At 53.7% G+C, this 16,299-nt stretch carries 12 protein-coding genes and 1 tRNA gene; 7 read left to right on the top strand and 6 right to left on the bottom strand.

The window, feature by feature from the left end; translation table 11 throughout:
• Positions 1–216: 216 nt before the first annotated feature.
• The 3 genes from Ga0074115_RS07360 to Ga0074115_RS07350 are packed head-to-tail and all read right to left on the bottom strand — an operon-like array spanning position 217 to position 5,377.
• On the bottom strand, positions 217–3,324 hold the full coding sequence (locus Ga0074115_RS07360) for an efflux RND transporter permease subunit (protein WP_057955560.1): 3,108 nt from the start codon (positions 3,322–3,324) through the stop codon (positions 217–219).
• Positions 3,321–4,772 (bottom strand): efflux RND transporter periplasmic adaptor subunit, encoded by a 1,452-nt coding sequence (locus Ga0074115_RS07355; RefSeq protein WP_057955561.1) that lies wholly within the window; start codon positions 4,770–4,772, stop codon positions 3,321–3,323. Before Ga0074115_RS07355 ends, Ga0074115_RS07360 begins: the two co-directional genes overlap by 4 nt.
• Positions 4,769–5,377, bottom strand: a complete 609-nt coding sequence (locus tag Ga0074115_RS07350; protein WP_057955562.1) for a TetR/AcrR family transcriptional regulator — start codon at positions 5,375–5,377, stop codon at positions 4,769–4,771. Before Ga0074115_RS07350 ends, Ga0074115_RS07355 begins: the two co-directional genes overlap by 4 nt.
• Positions 5,378–5,796: 419 nt before the next feature.
• On the opposite strand from Ga0074115_RS07350, the gene Ga0074115_RS07345 reads away from it, so the two are divergent.
• Positions 5,797–6,237, top strand: a complete 441-nt coding sequence (locus tag Ga0074115_RS07345) for a helix-turn-helix domain-containing protein (RefSeq protein WP_057955563.1) — start codon at positions 5,797–5,799, stop codon at positions 6,235–6,237.
• A 1,171-nt stretch (positions 6,238–7,408) separates the two neighbouring features.
• Here the strand turns inward: Ga0074115_RS07345 and Ga0074115_RS07340 are convergent.
• A tRNA-Leu gene (locus Ga0074115_RS07340) sits at positions 7,409–7,495 on the bottom strand.
• Between the two features lie 166 nt (positions 7,496–7,661).
• Here Ga0074115_RS07340 and Ga0074115_RS07335 point away from each other — a divergent pair.
• The 4 genes from Ga0074115_RS07335 to Ga0074115_RS07320 all read left to right on the top strand — a co-directional run bounded on the left by Ga0074115_RS07335 (position 7,662) and on the right by Ga0074115_RS07320 (position 12,248).
• Complete coding sequence (locus tag Ga0074115_RS07335; RefSeq protein WP_060528372.1) at positions 7,662–8,513, top strand: M23 family metallopeptidase; 852 nt, start codon at positions 7,662–7,664, stop codon at positions 8,511–8,513.
• 108 nt (positions 8,514–8,621) lie between these two features.
• Positions 8,622–9,938 carry a TolC family outer membrane protein gene (locus Ga0074115_RS07330; protein WP_057955566.1) on the top strand — a complete coding sequence of 439 codons (1,317 nt, stop codon included), beginning with the start codon at positions 8,622–8,624 and terminating at the stop codon, positions 9,936–9,938.
• A gap of 4 nt (positions 9,939–9,942) precedes the next feature.
• Positions 9,943–11,043 (top strand): chorismate synthase, encoded by a 1,101-nt coding sequence (aroC, locus tag Ga0074115_RS07325; RefSeq protein WP_057955567.1) that lies wholly within the window; start codon positions 9,943–9,945, stop codon positions 11,041–11,043.
• A 68-nt stretch (positions 11,044–11,111) separates the two neighbouring features.
• A complete protein-coding gene (locus Ga0074115_RS07320) occupies positions 11,112–12,248 on the top strand; it encodes an MFS transporter (RefSeq protein ID WP_057955568.1) in 1,137 nt (378 codons plus the stop codon).
• Between the two features lie 10 nt (positions 12,249–12,258).
• Here the strand turns inward: Ga0074115_RS07320 and trhA are convergent, their stop codons facing one another.
• Both trhA and Ga0074115_RS07310 read right to left on the bottom strand, forming a co-directional pair.
• Positions 12,259–12,918 carry a PAQR family membrane homeostasis protein TrhA gene (gene trhA, locus Ga0074115_RS07315; RefSeq protein ID WP_060528371.1) on the bottom strand — a complete coding sequence of 220 codons (660 nt, stop codon included), beginning with the start codon at positions 12,916–12,918 and terminating at the stop codon, positions 12,259–12,261.
• 187 nt (positions 12,919–13,105) lie between these two features.
• Complete coding sequence (locus Ga0074115_RS07310) at positions 13,106–14,017, bottom strand: LysR family transcriptional regulator (RefSeq protein ID WP_060528370.1); 912 nt, start codon at positions 14,015–14,017, stop codon at positions 13,106–13,108.
• A gap of 98 nt (positions 14,018–14,115) precedes the next feature.
• Here Ga0074115_RS07310 and leuC point away from each other — a divergent pair, with 98 nt between their 5' ends.
• Positions 14,116–15,519, top strand: coding sequence for a 3-isopropylmalate dehydratase large subunit (gene leuC / locus Ga0074115_RS07305; protein WP_057955570.1), 1,404 nt, complete (start codon positions 14,116–14,118; stop codon positions 15,517–15,519).
• Between the two features lie 45 nt (positions 15,520–15,564).
• Entirely contained in the window at positions 15,565–16,200 is a 636-nt protein-coding gene (gene leuD / locus Ga0074115_RS07300; protein ID WP_060528369.1) for a 3-isopropylmalate dehydratase small subunit, read from the top strand.
• Positions 16,201–16,299: the final 99 nt, after the last annotated feature.

Raw genomic sequence — 16,299 nt, 5'->3', positions numbered from 1 at the left:
GCGCACTTCGCTGATTAAGAGTTTCTTCCGCATGTCAGATACAAAGTATATTTTGGCAAGTTCAAAAATAGACTGCCAATACTTTCGGAACGATTAATATGGAATTTATGCGAGCTTTAGGTTGCCCCGAACGATTCTGGCTGAGCAGTTATCGATCTTTATTAACGCATCTGATTAAGTCATACATTATTAGAGGCGCCCTTGCTTCTCCATTAGCTATGCTGCTGACCGCTCTGGCTCCCCTGTTAATTTTACAAAACCAACATCTTCCATAATTGCATACATGGCAGGCAGTACCAACATGATCAATACTGTAGATGTCAACATGCCAAACACAATACTGGTTACCAAAGGGACCAGAATTAATGCTTGTGTACTGGTTTCAAACAGCAAGGGTGTCATGCCAGCAATGGTGGTGACAGAGGTGAGGAAAATGGCTCGAAAGCGATCATATACCGCTTGCCTGGCAGCATCGTGAAAGAGCATGCCTTCTTCTACTCGATATTTCACAAATTCGACCAGCAGGATCGAATCATTCACAACTATACCCGCCAGAGAAACGAAGCCGATCATACTCGGCAGGGTGAAATCCAGTCCCATAATCAGATGCCCCCAGGTCGCACCGATGAGGGCAAGAGGAATATTAATCATGACGATTAATGGTTCGCGGTAATTTCGAAATTGCAGGCTAAGTAAAAGAAATACACCAAATGCACCCAGCCCGAAGCCTGAGAGTATGGATAGTTTAGTTTCAGTGCCGTTCTCGACTTCACCTTTGAGTTTAAAAGTGATTTCAGGGTAGCGTTCTTGCAATGCGCCTAAAAAGTTTTTTTGTAAGCTTGCGATGACTTCGGATGTATTGGCAATGTCTGCATCCACATCGCCATATATATTGACTGTGCGCTGGTGGTTGATATGCCCGATTCGAGAAAACTCACGTTCCTCGGTAATGATGGCGACACTGCCTAAGGGAATTTCCTTTCCAGTTTTTGAAAATACGGTGAAATTATCAAAATCACGTAACTCATAACCTTGCTGGCTGTCCAGTTTGGCAACAATTTCATAGGCTTCACGCCCCTTGTAAATCTCACTGATTTTAACTTCCAGATAAGCTGATCGCAGTTGCGAGGCAATACTACGGGAATCAATGCCTGCGGCTAATGCACCTGGTTTAAGCTTGATACTGTACTGCGGCTTGCCTGGGCGAAGATCATCCAGCAAATTGTTTACGCCATTGTAGCCTCTGAGCCAGTTTTGCACTTCCCATGATGCCCTTGACAATTCATCCATATCTTGTCCACTCAGGCGAATATGAATAGCGCGTCCCGCTGGGCCCACCTTGGGTTCTTTATATTGAATACTTAGGACATCGGGTAGTGCCCCGGTATTTTGTTTCCAAAGCTGGATTAACTCAAGTATTTTAGTATTGCGTTTTTCGGTGTTAAGTAAATCGATGCCAAGGGTTGCCAGATGCGTTCCATTTTCGGGTACATCGCCATGTTTGCCATATGAAAGCTGCACATTTTTAACCAGTTCTTCTGACTCGTTTCGGCTAAGGATTTTATTGGTTTCACCCAGAGCATTGAGCAGCCTATCAACCACCCTTTCTGTTTCTGCCAATGGAGTGCCTTGCGGCAGTAGAATTCTGGCCTCCAGATTATTGCCTTCCAGATCAGGGAATGCCTTGAATTTAACTACTCCAGTTGCAATCAAACCGACAGAAAATATCAACATAGCCAGTGCTATACCAACAGTGATGTAGCGGAACTGCATGGAGAGTTGGGCGGCACGACCAACTGCATGGCGAAATTGATCAAATAGGGTTTCAAATTGCTGTCGCCATTTTGGCGGTGCCTTGTGGTGCGCATGTTCCAGCGAGTGCTTCAGGTGGTGTGGCAACACCAGAAATGCTTCAATTAAACTGATGGTAAGCACTGATAGTAAAACCACAGGCAGTACACCCAATATCTGACCCAGATCGCCTTTCATCATCAACAAGCTGCCAAATAAAAAGGCGGATGTAAGATAGGAAGAAAAGACACCGCGAAAAACCTTTTTGGTGCCATCAATGGCGGCATCCAGTGGCGATTTTCCTTTGCGGTATTCATGATCAATATTTTCAGACAGTACTATGGCGTCATCCATTAAAATGCCTATGGCCATAAGCAAGGCGACCATTGAGATCATGTTGATACTCACGCCAAAGACGACCATCATGGCAAGACCACCCAAAAATGAAATAGGTAAGCCCAGAGCAATCCAAAAAGTGTAACGCCATGAAAAAAACAGGAGCAGCATAAAAGTTGCCAGGATCAAACCCTGCCAACCATTTGTTAATAACAATTGTAACCGGTCGCGCACTGATGTGGAGCTATCGTTGACAATAGTTAGTCGTGTTCCTTCAGGCAGGATTTTGTTTTCTTTTTCAACAAACTCAATCAGTGCATCAGCAACTTTTAGTGTGTCGTCAATGGTGTTTTTGCTGATTTTAAGTAGTGCGGCCAGTTTGCCGTTTAGCTCGATGCGTTCTTCAGGCTTTTCAAATTTATCCTCAATTTTGGCAATGTCGCCCAGTTTTATTTCACCACCTTCTGGCGTATTGATAATAATAAGATTTGCGAGTTCATTAGCTGTCTTTCTGGCATTATCAAAGCGAATCTGATAGGAGGTTTCCGTCGCTTCCAATTTTCCTACGGGTAATTCTAGCGCCTGAGTTGCAATTAAGTTAGCAATATCCTGGACACTAAGATTGTATTTTTTCTGAGTATCAGGGCGGATTAATACTTGCAATTGATGCGTGGAGAAGCCGTCCATGCTCACGATCGGGATTTGGGGCATGGCAATCAGACGATCACGGTAATACTCTGCCAGTGCTTTTAATTCAGTGGGGGTTAATTTGTCTGAGGTGATGGCAATATTAGCAACCGGGTTAATTCTCCCCAACTGTTTGATCACAGGGTCTTCGATATTCTCCGGGAAGTTCTGGATTGCATCAATTTCAGTTTTAATGTCATCAGTAAACTCACGTATATTTCCCGCTTCCTGCATTTCCAATGTAAAAATGGCGACATTGTCACGGGCATCACATTCCTGCTCTTTTAAAAAGCTGATACCATCTGTGGCATCTTCCAGTGGGATGCATATGCCATCTTCAACATCGGATGGACTTGCTCCAGGATAGGCAACCGTGACCTGTACCTTGCTGGGCTTAAGTAATGGAAATGATTCTTTATTTAGCCCATTTAGTGAATAAAAACCAATGGCAATTATTACCATCATCAATATATTACTGATGGTGGGATGTGCCGCAAAATAACGAATCATTCCGTATCACCTTCAGTAAAATAATGAGGTGAAATAAGGCTGCCACTACCCATAACTTTATTTTCATTAATATCGTTTGGCCTCATGTGTTCTTCACCAATAGCGTCTTTGGCTAGCTGCTTTTCATACTCGCCTGCCAGAACAGGTTTGAGAGGCAAACCTTCAATCACAGGAATGACATCGGTAATAATAATTTTTTCACCCTCTTTGACCCCATTGTCGACAATCACTAGTTGTCCTTGTTTGTGAAGAATGTTCACCGGGCGAATTTCTAACCGATTATTTTCTTTGGCGACATAGACGCGTCCCTGGTGGATAGCCTTTCTTGGTAAAATCAGCATCTCATGTGGGGGCGTGAAAAATTCGACGGCTGCATACATGCCTTGTAGCAATGGTGGACGCTTGCCAGGAATGACGTTTTCATAAGGATTGTTGACAGCAACGACTAGGTCAATCGTATCCCGGTCAGGATCAATAGACTCGCCTATTCGCAGTAATTCACCTCGCCATCTTGCAATATTCCCTTTGTATCCGACCAGGCTAACCTTCGCCTCCAGTTGAATTTTCGAGAATGCAGACTGCAAGTCTTCTGGGTTTTGCAAATTCAAACTGTGTTTGCCAAGCCCCATTAGCAGTGGGTAAAACTGACGCACGGGTAGCTGGGCATTGATTTCAATGGCCTGTGTGCCCAATGCTTCAAACAACACGCTGCCAACGGCAGTATATTCACCTTTTTCTACTGAAACCTTGCCGATACGAGCATCAAAAGGCAGACGAATTTCGGTGCGCCACAGAGTATCTTTACTCTGAGCAAGCTGGGTTTTGGATTGTTTGATTTGCGCCTGGGTTGCGGATTTACGACTGCTGAAGCTTTCCAGTTTTCCCTGTAAATCTTCGACCTGCTGGCGTAGTTGTAAAATCTTCTGTTCTTCTGCATCAACGGCTGAACGAGAAATTAAACGTTTCTCCCAGATACTAAGCAAGCGATCTAATTCTTTTTGGCCGGTCTGTAGGTTTTTTTGGGCAATTTCGAGAGAGCGCTGGGTGGTTTTTTCTTCAACTTCCAATTGTTTTAAGGAAAATTGGCTGCCTGCTAGTCCTGCCTTACTTTGATCCAGGGAAAACTCATAGGTGGTTGGTTCAATGCGTAGAACCACGGTACCTTTTGCCAGGCTGGCGCCTTTTTTCAAGGATGGGTGGATATAACTGATCTTGCCAGCAACTTCCGTCTTAGCTTTTAATAAAACAGCAGGTTCTACATATCCATAAGCAATGGCACGACTGCGGAAAGGGATCTTCTTAGCTGTAATGACTTCCACTGTTTTGGTGGGGAATTGCAGTTCCTCATGTTCGATAGGTGGCCTGGATTTCACTTTGAAAATCACCAAGGTCAGGGCTGCAATGACAATCAATGGCAGAATAAACGGTTTTTGAAAGACTTTTTTCATAATTTCCGCTCAATTCCACGGCGATAGATTGCAAAAACCCCGGGCACCTTGTCTTGCATATTTCCAGTATCCCCGGCTAGTAATGACTGCATAACCAGACCTTGAATGGTGCCTATGAACAATGTACCTGCAGCCACAGTATCAACAGCCGGATCAATTTCACCTTCGACCTTACCTTTCTCTATCAATACAGCCACACGCTCACTGTATTTCCGGATCAGGGTGCGCGCCATGCGCTTGGCTGCTGTATCCTCAGCACGCTGTAATTCACCAAACAACATACGCGGCACACCTGGATGGGCAGAGACAAAATCAATATGGGTCATAAACACCGCTTCCAGTGCTGTAACTGGAGTTGTTGCAGCCTTTGCCGCCGCGTCTACTCGCGCCAGCAGGCGTTCTGCGACCCATTCCATCACTGCCTGCCAGATGGCCTCTTTATTTGGAAAATGACGGAACAGCGCCCCCTGGGTCACGTTCATGTATCTGGCAATAGCAGCAGTGGTGATGTCGCTTGGGTTTTGTTCCGCGGCGAGATCAACCACAGCTTCAACAGTAACTGCACGACGTTTATTTGCAGGCAGATGTTTGCTGTTTGAGGGCATGTTATCTCCACAAGATAGTAATTAATCACTATCTTGTGTCATTGGGCGAACAATGTCAATTCCAAGTAGATCTAATCGATTACCCTGTGGAAAGGAGCTATTCCGCCCTACACAGAAGGGAGGATATCGAATATGTAGATCCACCTTGAGGTGGATCTACATTTCTAATGTCGTGGTGCAACCCCTTTAACGAGATTCGCATGGGCAGTTCGTCAAAAATGGGTTTACGATTGATCTATGTCAATGATTTGTCATTCTTGCCAAGGAGTGGAGGTCCTTATTGGATTTTCCTGCCTAAATAATTAGAAGGCATAGATTCTAGCTGTTATGGGGTTAGGTCCTGCTCGACCAAAAAAATCCAATTGGCTGGGGTAACAATAAACAGGTCGATGCCAGGCGCGTCCTTTGGGGGGGGAGGCATGGCAAGGCAACTGACGGATGCGGACTTGGGGGTTCTGAAGGAAGCTCTCAAAGGGGAGATCCACCACGCGCCTGAGAAGCGCTATCTACATCGTTTGCATTGCGTATTGCTGGTCAGTGCAGGTCAGGAGTGCAGCAGCGTGGCCAACTGGTTTGGTGAAAGTCCCCGCTCGGTGGAGCGTTGGGTCGACAGCTATTATGAATTCGGCCCGCTGGGCCTAAAAGATGACGACAAGTCTGGGCGCTTGGCCAGCCTGGATGCGGGTCAGTTTCAGCTCCTGCTGCGAGAGATCGTGGTGACACCCGAGTGCTTGGGTTATTCGGTGTCCTGCTGGAGTGGCAAGTTGCTACAACAGCATCTTCAGGAACACTATCAGGTGGATCTCGGCCTGCGGCAGTGTCAGCGGATCCTGCGGGAGTTGAAAAATAATTGCGGGTGAGGGGAGTAACCAGCGGAAAGGTTTTCCGGCCCTTCCAGGGGTTCTTGTCAAGCTACTTGCTAAGGAAGCTCTGAGCACCCCCAAAGATTTCGATTATTTCTCTTCAGCAGACACTATCAGGCAGATCAAGGAGCGATGCAAAATTCAACAGCGTAGCAATTTTCGATGCTATACCAGAAGGTGAGCTGAACATAGCGCGCATCTCCGTGAAGACCTTAGAGCTATTGCAGATTACATCGCGCATGGCCTTGAAGTGCGCTATTTTCGCGTGGACTCACCTGATGATATGGCGTCTTGTATCTCAGTTCTTCTGAGCGAGGCTGCTGAACATGGCTTAATTCCGTGGATCCATATAGAAGGGCACGGCTCAACTGGCGAAAGCGGCTTTATAACAGCCGATACCCATATTTTAGCTGGACTCGCCTTAAAGGACTTGTCACGCTATTGAATATGCTCAAGGAATGAATGTTCTGAAAAACGAATAGATGAACTGGCGAGAATAATTTATCGGAAAATCAAATCTCATGGCCCACAGCGAATATCGAGTATAGGGAGTATTAAGCGTCGTATTCGCGCTCAAGAGAAGCCCTTGTTTAAGATATTTAGGGACATATATTTTTCGTACGACATCAATGCCTCCAACCGCACTCGGTTTCCGGTGACATATGAGCGGGTTGAGGCTTACGTTTCACTCTAAGGCTACTTCTTGTGTTTGCTTTCGCCCTCAACTCATAAACATCATCTTTTCAATCAGTTGGCTTTTTTAAGAGCTTGTTGGGCCGCAAACCAGGAGGCAAGAGGAGCAAGGGCTTCTGTCATTTGAAATGGCAAAACCTAAGACAGGCACAGATGATCGATAAAGCTGGCTCGATCTTGGAGCAACTTTCAAAGCCACTTTCAGCAGGCTTTCCTTAAGCCTGAAATCGCTATTTTTCGCTATCGCAAAGGGGTGAGCGAAACGGAGCCCCCGTTTCGGAGTGGTTAGGAGTGGGTCGCCGTTATCAGCCTCACAGTGGAACGCCTTCAGAGCTGCAAAGGGCATGGCTTACGCTGTGCTAGTGTCAGGCTGTCTCTCAAACCTAGTCTAGAAGCGAGGTAAGGGCGAGGTAAAAAAGAAACTTGCGAGAAATAAAAAAAGAGTCCGATTTCTCGTAACTCCTCGATCTATATATGGTGCCGAGGAGAGGACTTGAACCTCCACGGGGTTTCCCCCACTAGCACCTGAAGCTAGCGTGTCTACCAATTTCACCACCTCGGCGAGAGCTGGTCTTAACGGCTACAGCCGTTTGGAGAGCGCGAACTTTACAACCTGATTTTATCCCTGTCAACGCCTGATGCGAATTGATTGGATGGTCTGGTGTGCTGTGCTAGGTTGCTCAGCTCGGTGTTGGACGGATGAGGTGTTGGACGGATGAGGTGTTGCGATGGCAGTTTGGGTGGCGATTTTTCCCTTGCGCAGCGTGGTGTTAGTTTGGCTGATGGTGCTGGCTCTGCTGCCAGGCAGTGTTGCTGCACTAAGCCTGCAGGGTGACCTGCTGCAAGGTGGGCTGGCGATTGCGCAGGTAGAGCCTGGTACCCAGGTGCGGGTGGACGGCAAGCCGGTGCGGGTTTCCGAGGAGGGGATCTTCATCATCGGCTTTAGTCGCGAAAACCCCCTGCAGAGTGAGATCCAGCTGATCGCCCCAGATGGCAGCGAGCACAAAGAGCTGATCAGCATCGGCAAGCGCAGCTATAAAATCCAGCGCATCGATGGCCTGCCACAGAGTAAGGTGACCCCGCCGAAGCGGGACTGGGAGCGGATTCGCAAAGAGACCGCGCAGATCAAGGCAGCCAGAAAGCTCGACGAGCCACGCACTGACTTTCTCAAGGGTTTTATCTTGCCGGTGAAGGGGCGTATCTCCGGTGTCTACGGCAGTCAGCGTATCCTCAACGGTAAGCCAAAACGGCCCCATTCTGGTCTCGATTTGGCAGCATCGGAAGGGGCGCCGGTGGTGGCCCCCGCCGATGGCGTCATCACCCTGGCCCATCCCGACATGTTCTATTCTGGTGGCACTCTGTTGCTCGATCATGGCCACGGTCTGACGACCTCCTATCTCCATTTGAGTCGGCTGCTGGTAGAGCAGGGCCAGCGGGTGCGTCAGGGCGAGGTAATCGGTGAAGTGGGCATGACCGGAAGAGCGACTGGGCCGCATCTTCATTGGGGATTGAACCTGTTCGAGAAGCGTCTCGACCCGCAGCTGCTGCTGAAGGCAGATCCTACCAGCAAAGGTGAATAACCCAGTCAGAGACGGGGGGATGGCGACTGTTCCGTTGGGCGTTATCGCATATAATGCCTCTTTTTCTCGCTGGGGCTGAGCTGACTCCGGCTATCTGTGGAGCAGAACATGAAGTTAGTACGACTGGTTCTTCCTCTCCTTCTGGCTGGAGCCGCCTTGTCGGTTCAGGCGAAGGATCTCATGGACGTCTACAAACTTGCCCAGGAAAATGACCCCGCCCTGCAGGTTGCCAAGGCGCAGCTGGATGCAGTAAGAGAGACCAAGGTGCAGGCTCGCGCGCAACTGCTGCCCAGTATCGCCCTCGGCGGTCAATTCGACGGGGTGCGGAGTGACGTAAAGAGTTCGTCGTTTAGCAGTACAGGCGTTTCGACCTACAACGATCGGAGCCTCAACCTCAGTCTCTCCCAGTCGATCTACCACCGCGACCAGTGGATCCGGCTGGAGCAGGCTGACAACACCATCGCCCAGGCCGAGGCGGAGTATAAAGCCGCCGAAATCGACCTGATGGTGCGCAGCTCCAATGCCTATTTCAATATTCTGGCGGCGCAGGATGAACTGCGGGTTGCCGAGGCGGAGCGCGAGGCCACCGGTCGTCAGCTGGAGCAGGCGCAGCAACGCTTCGACGTGGGGCTGATCGCCATTACCGATGTGCATGAGGCCCGGGCCGCCTTCGACTCGGCGCGCGCCGCCGAGATCGCCGCCGAGAATGAAGTGGACAATGCCTGGGAGGCGCTGTTCGAGATTATCGGCCCCGGCGAGGAGGAACGACTGGCGAAACTGGGTGAAGAGCTGCAGCTGAAGCCGCCGGTGCCTAGTGATCTGGAGGAGTGGTCGAAGACCGCACAGCAGCAGAACTATGCCATCATCGCCGCGCGCAACGGCCTTGAGGCGACCAAGAAGACCATTGAGATCAGCCGCTCGGGCCACTACCCGAGCCTCGATCTGGTCGGTTCCCATAGCATCTTCCGTACCAGCAACGACAGCTCTACCGAGGCCGACACCTCGAAGATTGGCCTTCAGTTAAGTCTGCCGATCTACGCTGGCGGTGCGGTGACCTCGCAGACCGAGCAGTCGAAGGCCAACTATCGCGCCGCGCAGCAGCAGCTCGACCAGTCGCGCCGCGCGGTTAACAAACAGGTGCGCAACGCTTACCGCGGTGTGCTCTCCACCATCAGCCGGGTCAATGCGCTGAAGGCGGCCACCATCTCCGCCAAGAGTGCGTTGGAGTCGACCCAGGCAGGCTACGAGGTGGGTACCCGCACCATCGTCGACGTGCTCAATGTGCAGCGCAACCTCTTCTCCTCCCAAAGCAACTACGCCCGCTCCCGCTACGATTACATCGTCAACGGCCTGCAGCTGAAGCAGGCGTCGGGCATCCTGAGCCAGTCGGACCTGGAACGTATCAACGCCTGGCTGGAGCGCTAATCAGATGGCTGGCAACTCATTCGGTAAACTCTTCACTGTCACCAGCTTTGGCGAGAGCCACGGCCCCGCCATCGGCTGCATTGTGGATGGCTGCCCCCCGGGCCTGGAGCTGAACGAGTCGGATATGCAGCAGGACCTCGACCGGCGCAAGCCCGGCACCTCGCGCCACACCACCCAGCGCCGCGAGGCAGATCAGGTGCAGATCCTTTCCGGGGTGTTTGAGGGCCGGACCACAGGTACGCCGATCGGCCTGATCATCCACAATACCGACCAGCGGTCCAAGGACTACTCCGAGATCGCAGCGCTGTTTCGCCCGGGCCATGCCGACTACACCTATACCCAGAAGTACGGCATTCGCGACTACCGTGGCGGCGGTCGTTCCTCGGCGCGGGAGACCGCGATGCGGGTTGCCGCCGGAGCGATCGCCAAGAAGTGGTTGAAGGTTCGTTACGGCATCGAGATCCGCGGCTACATGGCGCAGCTGGGGCCGATCCGTGCGGAGCGGCTGGAATGGGATCAAGTCCATCAGAACCCCTTCTTCTGTCCCGATCCGGACAAGATCGCCGAGCTGGAGCTCTACATGGATGAGTTGCGCAAGGAGGGCAACTCGGTCGGTGCACGTATTACAGTGGTGGCCAGCGGGGTGCCGGCAGGGCTGGGCGAGCCGATCTTTGACCGTCTCGATGCCGAGATCGCCCATGCTCTGATGAGCATCAACGCGGTGAAGGGGGTCGAGGTCGGCGACGGTTTTGCAGTGGTGGAGCAGAAGGGTACCGAACACCGCGATGAGATGACCCCGCAGGGGTTTGCCAGCAACCATGCCGGTGGTGTGCTGGGTGGGATCTCCAGCGGCCAGGATATCGTTGCCAGTATCGCCCTCAAACCCACCTCCAGTCTGCGCATCCCAGGCCAAACGGTAAACCGCGCGGGTGAGACCGCCGAGGTGGTGACCGAGGGGCGTCATGACCCCTGTGTCGGCATCCGTGCCACCCCCATCGCCGAGGCGATGCTGGCGCTGGTGCTGATGGACCATATGCTGCGTCACCGCGGGCAAAATATGGATGTGGAGTCCGGGGTGGCGCAGATCCCTGCCGCCATCGATTAGTCCGGCTACCCCGGGAGAGCCGCAGCTCTCCACGGGGCCATCACGCACCCATTGGTAACCCAACCCTAATGCCCTACTGGCGACTCTCCGGCTTCTATCTCTTCTATTTTGCCTCGCTCGGGGCGCTGCTGCCCTTCTGGGGTGTCTACTTGAAGGATCGCGGCTTCTCTTCGGCAGAGATTGGTGAGCTGATGGCGGTGATCATGGTCTCCAAGCTGGTGGCCCCCAATATCTGGGGTTGGATCGCCGACCATACCGGCCAACGTATGCCGATCGTGCGGATCGCCTCGCTGTTGTCGCTGATGATCTTTGTCGGGGTCTTCTACGCTGAGGGCTTCTGGGCGCTGGCGCTGGTGATGATGCTGTTCAGCTTCTTCTGGAACGCCTCGCTGCCACAGTTCGAGGCGGTCACCATGAGCTATCTGGGTGAGCGCATCAAACACTATTCACGGATCCGTTTGTGGGGTTCAATTGGCTTTATCCTGGCGGTCTCCGCGCTGGGTTTTCTGCTCGACCGGATGAGTGTGGAGGTGATCCCACAGCTGGTGCTGCTGCTCTATCTGGGCATCTGGCTGAGCAGCCTGCTGGTGCCGGAGCGCGGTGCGGCACCCCACCATGAGGCGCAGGGTTCGATCCTCACGGTGCTGAAGCGCCCGGCGGTGATCGCCTACCTGGCCGCCTGTTTTCTGATGCAGGCGAGCCATAGCGCCTACTACGCTTTCTACTCCATCTATATGGAAGAGCACGGCTACTCCAGCACCTTCGTCGGCCAGATGTGGTCCCTGGGGGTGGTAGCTGAGGTGCTGATCTTTCTGGTGATGCACCGGCTGCTGCAGCGCTGGGGGGCGCGCAAGGTGCTGATCGCCAGCCTGCTGATCGCCGTGCTGCGCTGGCTGCTGATCGGCGCAGCCCCTGATCAGCTCTGGATCATGCTGTTCGCCCAGATCCTGCATGCCGCCACCTTCGGTACCTTCCACGCCGCGGCGATCCACCTGGTGCATCTCTACTTCGTCGGCAAACACCAGGGGCGCGGCCAGGCCCTCTACAGCAGCATCAGCTTCGGCGCCGGCGGTGCGGTTGGCAGCCTGTTGAGCGGTTACCTCTGGAGCGGCATCGGCCCCGGTCCCACCTTCTGGGTGGCCGCCGGCTACGCCGCCCTGGCGGTGGTGATCGCCTGGCGCTGGATCGACAGGGAGGCGGATTGAGGCAGGCGCACTAGATGCTGCCGGGTACCACGTAGAAGAGCACGGCAAAGAAGTGCAGAATGCTGCCGGCCAGCACGAATAGGTGCCAGACCACATGGTGGTAGGCTAGCCGTTTCCAGACATAGAAAACAACGCCCAGCGAGTAACTCAGTCCACCCGCGAGCAGCAGTATCAACCCACCGATATCCACTGCTGACAGCAAGGGATTGATGGCGATTACCACCAGCCAGCCCAGACCCAGATAGAGGGCGATGGAGAGCCGCTTGTATTGGCGCTTAGTCGCCAGTTCCAGAATGATGCCGAGAATGGCGATTCCCCAAACTAGTCCGAACAGGGTCCAGCCCCAGCCGCCCCGGAGATTCACCAGGGTGAAGGGCGTATAGGTGCCGGCGATCAGCAGGAAGATTGCGGCATGGTCGATCTGCTGCAATATCTGTTTTGCCCGCGGATTCGGGATGCCATGGTAGAGGGTGGAGGAGGTATAGAGCAGGATCAGGGTGACACCGTAGATGGTACAGCTGGTGATATGCCAGGCATTCCCGTAGAGGCTGGCAAAGGCGATCAATACTACCAGTCCTCCAATGCTCAACAGAATGCCGATGCCGTGGGTGATGGCGTGGGCAATCTCCTCGCCCAGGCTGTATTGAGCAGTGGTCAATGATTGTTGCATGGCTGAGGCCTTGGATGCCCAGGAAGAGCTTTGATCATGATTCCGTGTTATGGGGCTGTCAAGCTGGCGTCAGCAGAAGATGCGGATAAAAAAATGGGTTGTGTGAGAGTTGGGTGAGATCTTCATTGTGGCGGCGTGAGCGAGCTCGATAGCCATAGGAATGATCACTGATTCTGACATGTCCTATTTATAAAAGGGTTGGCGGGGGAGGGACTGTCTCAGCCACCCCGTCTGCCGCCTCAGACAGCAGATTCAGCATTGCATGGGCTGCGTTGGAAAGGGTTCGCCCCGAATGGCTGACGACACCCAATGAACGGGTAAGCGATATACCTATCACCTCCAGTTCCACCAGTTCGTCATCGAGCATGGTTGCCGGTAGCAGGCTCCAGCCAAGACCGATAGAGGTCATCATTTTGAGGGTCTCCAGGTAATCCGTGGCCATATTGCATTGAACATCCAGTTCAAGAGGCGACAGTATCTGTTCAAGCAGTGTCCGCGTATAGGTGCCTTTGGTTGGTAGTACCGCGGGCTGGGTGAGTAGCGATTCTGGGGAGAGTGGTCCCTGTGTCGACAGGTTGTGGTCCTTGCTTGCGACGAAGGAGAGGGGGTCATTCCACAACAGGATCTGCTTCAGCTGTGGAAATGGGGCCAGCGGCAGGGTAACCACGCCCATTTCCAGTTCTCCGTGGGCCACCGCCTGGCAGGCCTTCTCCGACTCCATGAAACGGATGTCCAGTTTCACGTCAGGATAACGGTCGACATAACGTCGCAGTATCGGCGGCATGCGGTGCAGACCGATGTGGTGACTGGTGGCCATGCTCAGGGTGCCACTGGTCTGCTCGCTTAGATGGGAGAGTTCGCGGCGGATGTCGGCCAGCTCCTCCAGCACCTGTTCGGCCCGCGGTAGCAGACGACGGCCCGCCTCGGTGAGCAGAATCTGGCGGCCGATCCGGTCGAACAGGGGGGTGCTCAGCTCTGCCTCCAGCCCGGCGATGCGCTTACTCACCGCTGGCTGGGTGAGGAAGAGCCGTTCCGCTGCTGCGGAGAAGGAGGCGGAATGGGCGACCTGAGTGAAGACACGTAGACTAGTGAAGTCCATGAGATATTCCCAATCGGAATGAAATAAATAAACAATATGAATTTGTATTATAGGATGCCTCGGCCTAATCTGGCACGCGTACTCAAGAGGAACAGGCGATGAGCACAAAGACACTCTACGATAAACTCTGGGATTCCCATGTGGTGCGCTACGACGAGGATGGCACCGCACTACTCTATATCGACCGCCAGCTGGTGCATGAAGTGACCTCACCTCAGGCCTTTGAAGGTCTGCGCATGGCCGGGCGCAAACCCTGGCGGGTGGAGGCCAATCTGGCCACGCCGGATCACAACGTGCCGACCACTGATCGTCATAAAGGGATTACGGATGCCGTCGCCCGCACCCAGGTGGAGACGCTGGACCGGAACTGCGCCGAGTTCGGCATCACCGAGTTCAAGATGGACGACATCCGCCAGGGTATCGTCCATGTGGTCGGGCCGGAGCAGGGTGCGACGCTGCCGGGCATGACCGTGGTTTGTGGCGACTCCCATACTTCCACCCACGGTGCCTTTGGCGCACTGGCCCACGGTATCGGCACCTCTGAGGTGGAACACGTGCTCGCCACCCAGTGCCTGATCCAGAAGAAGTCGAAATCGATGCTGGTGATCGTTGATGGCCAGGTGGGACCTAGCGTCACCGCCAAGGATATTGTGCTGGCGATCATTGCCGAGATCGGCACCGCCGGCGGCACTGGCTACGCCATCGAGTTCTCGGGTCAGGCGATCCGTGATCTCTCCGTGGAAGGCCGCATGACGGTCTGCAACATGGCGATCGAGGCGGGCGCCCGCGCCGGTTTCGTGGCGGTGGATGAGAAGACTATCGACTACGTGAAGGGCCGTCCCTACGCCCCCAAGGGCGATGATTGGGAGAAGGCAGTCGCCTATTGGCAGACCCTGCACAGTGATGACGGCGCCGAGTTTGACGAGGTGGTGCACATCGATGCGGCCTCGATTCGTCCGCAGGTGACTTGGGGCACCTCCCCGGAGATGGTGGTGGCGGTGGATGCCAGGGTGCCCAATCCCGCCGATGAGTCGGACGAGGTGAAGGCCGGCGGCATGCGCCGGGCGCTGGAGTATATGGGGTTGGAGGCGGATACCCCAATCACAGAGATCGCCATCGACAAGGCCTTCATCGGCTCCTGTACCAACTCGCGGATCGAGGATCTGCGGGCTGCTGCTGCCATCGCCAAGGGGCGCAAGGTGGCCGACAGCGTCAAGCTGGCACTGGTGGTGCCGGGTTCTGGGCTGGTCAAGCAGCAGGCCGAGGCGGAGGGGCTCGATAAGATATTTACCGAGGCGGGCTTCGAGTGGCGCGAGCCGGGTTGCTCCATGTGCCTGGCGATGAACGCCGATCGGTTGGAGGAGGGCGAGCGTTGCGCCTCCACCTCGAACCGTAACTTCGAGGGACGTCAGGGCGCGGGCGGGCGCACCCATCTGGTCAGCCCTGAGATGGCGGCGGCAGCGGCGATCGCTGGCCATTTCATCGATGTGCGGGATCTCTAGCCCCATCTAGGTCCGGCTTTAGCCGGACAGATTGAGGATTGTGCAATGAAAAAATTCAAAACATTTACCGGCATTGTCTGCCCCATGGACCGTTCCAACGTGGACACCGATGCGATCATCCCGAAGCAGTTTCTGAAGTCGATCAAACGCACCGGCTTCGGCCCTAATCTGTTCGACGAGTGGCGCTACCTCGACCAGGGTGAGCCGGGCATGGATTGCAGCCAGCGCCCGCTCAATCCGCAGTTCGAGCTCAATGACCCGCGCTATGCGGGGGCGAGCATCCTGCTGGCGCGCAAGAACTTTGGTTGCGGCTCCTCCCGCGAGCACGCCCCCTGGGCACTGGAGGATTACGGTTTCCGCGTCATCATCGCCCCGAGCTTTGCTGATATCTTCTTCAACAACTGCTTCAAGAACGGCATCCTGCCCATCGTTTTGTCAGATGAAACGATGGATGAGCTGTTTGCTGCCGCAAAGGGTGAGACGGCGGCGCAGATCAGCGTCGACCTGCGGGCCCAGGAGCTAAAGATGGCGGATGGCAAGGCTATACCTTTCGATGTCGACGAGTTCCGCAAACACTGCCTGCTCAACGGCCTCGATGACATCGGCCTGACCCTGCAGCATGTGGATGAGATTAAGGCCTACGAGGAACGTCACCGCCAGCAAGCGCCCTGGTTATTTTAAATTCCTCTAACGCGAAGATCGCAATGCAAAGACGCAAAGCTCGCAAAGATTTGAGTTGATGCTTCAGCTCTGATTATTCAAAAAAGCCATTGCGTGTTT

This window comes from endosymbiont of Ridgeia piscesae, assembly GCF_001443665.1.
Lineage (GTDB): Bacteria > Pseudomonadota > Gammaproteobacteria > Chromatiales > Chromatiaceae > Endoriftia > Endoriftia persephonae.
This window is presented reverse-complemented; position numbering and strand designations above follow the sequence as displayed.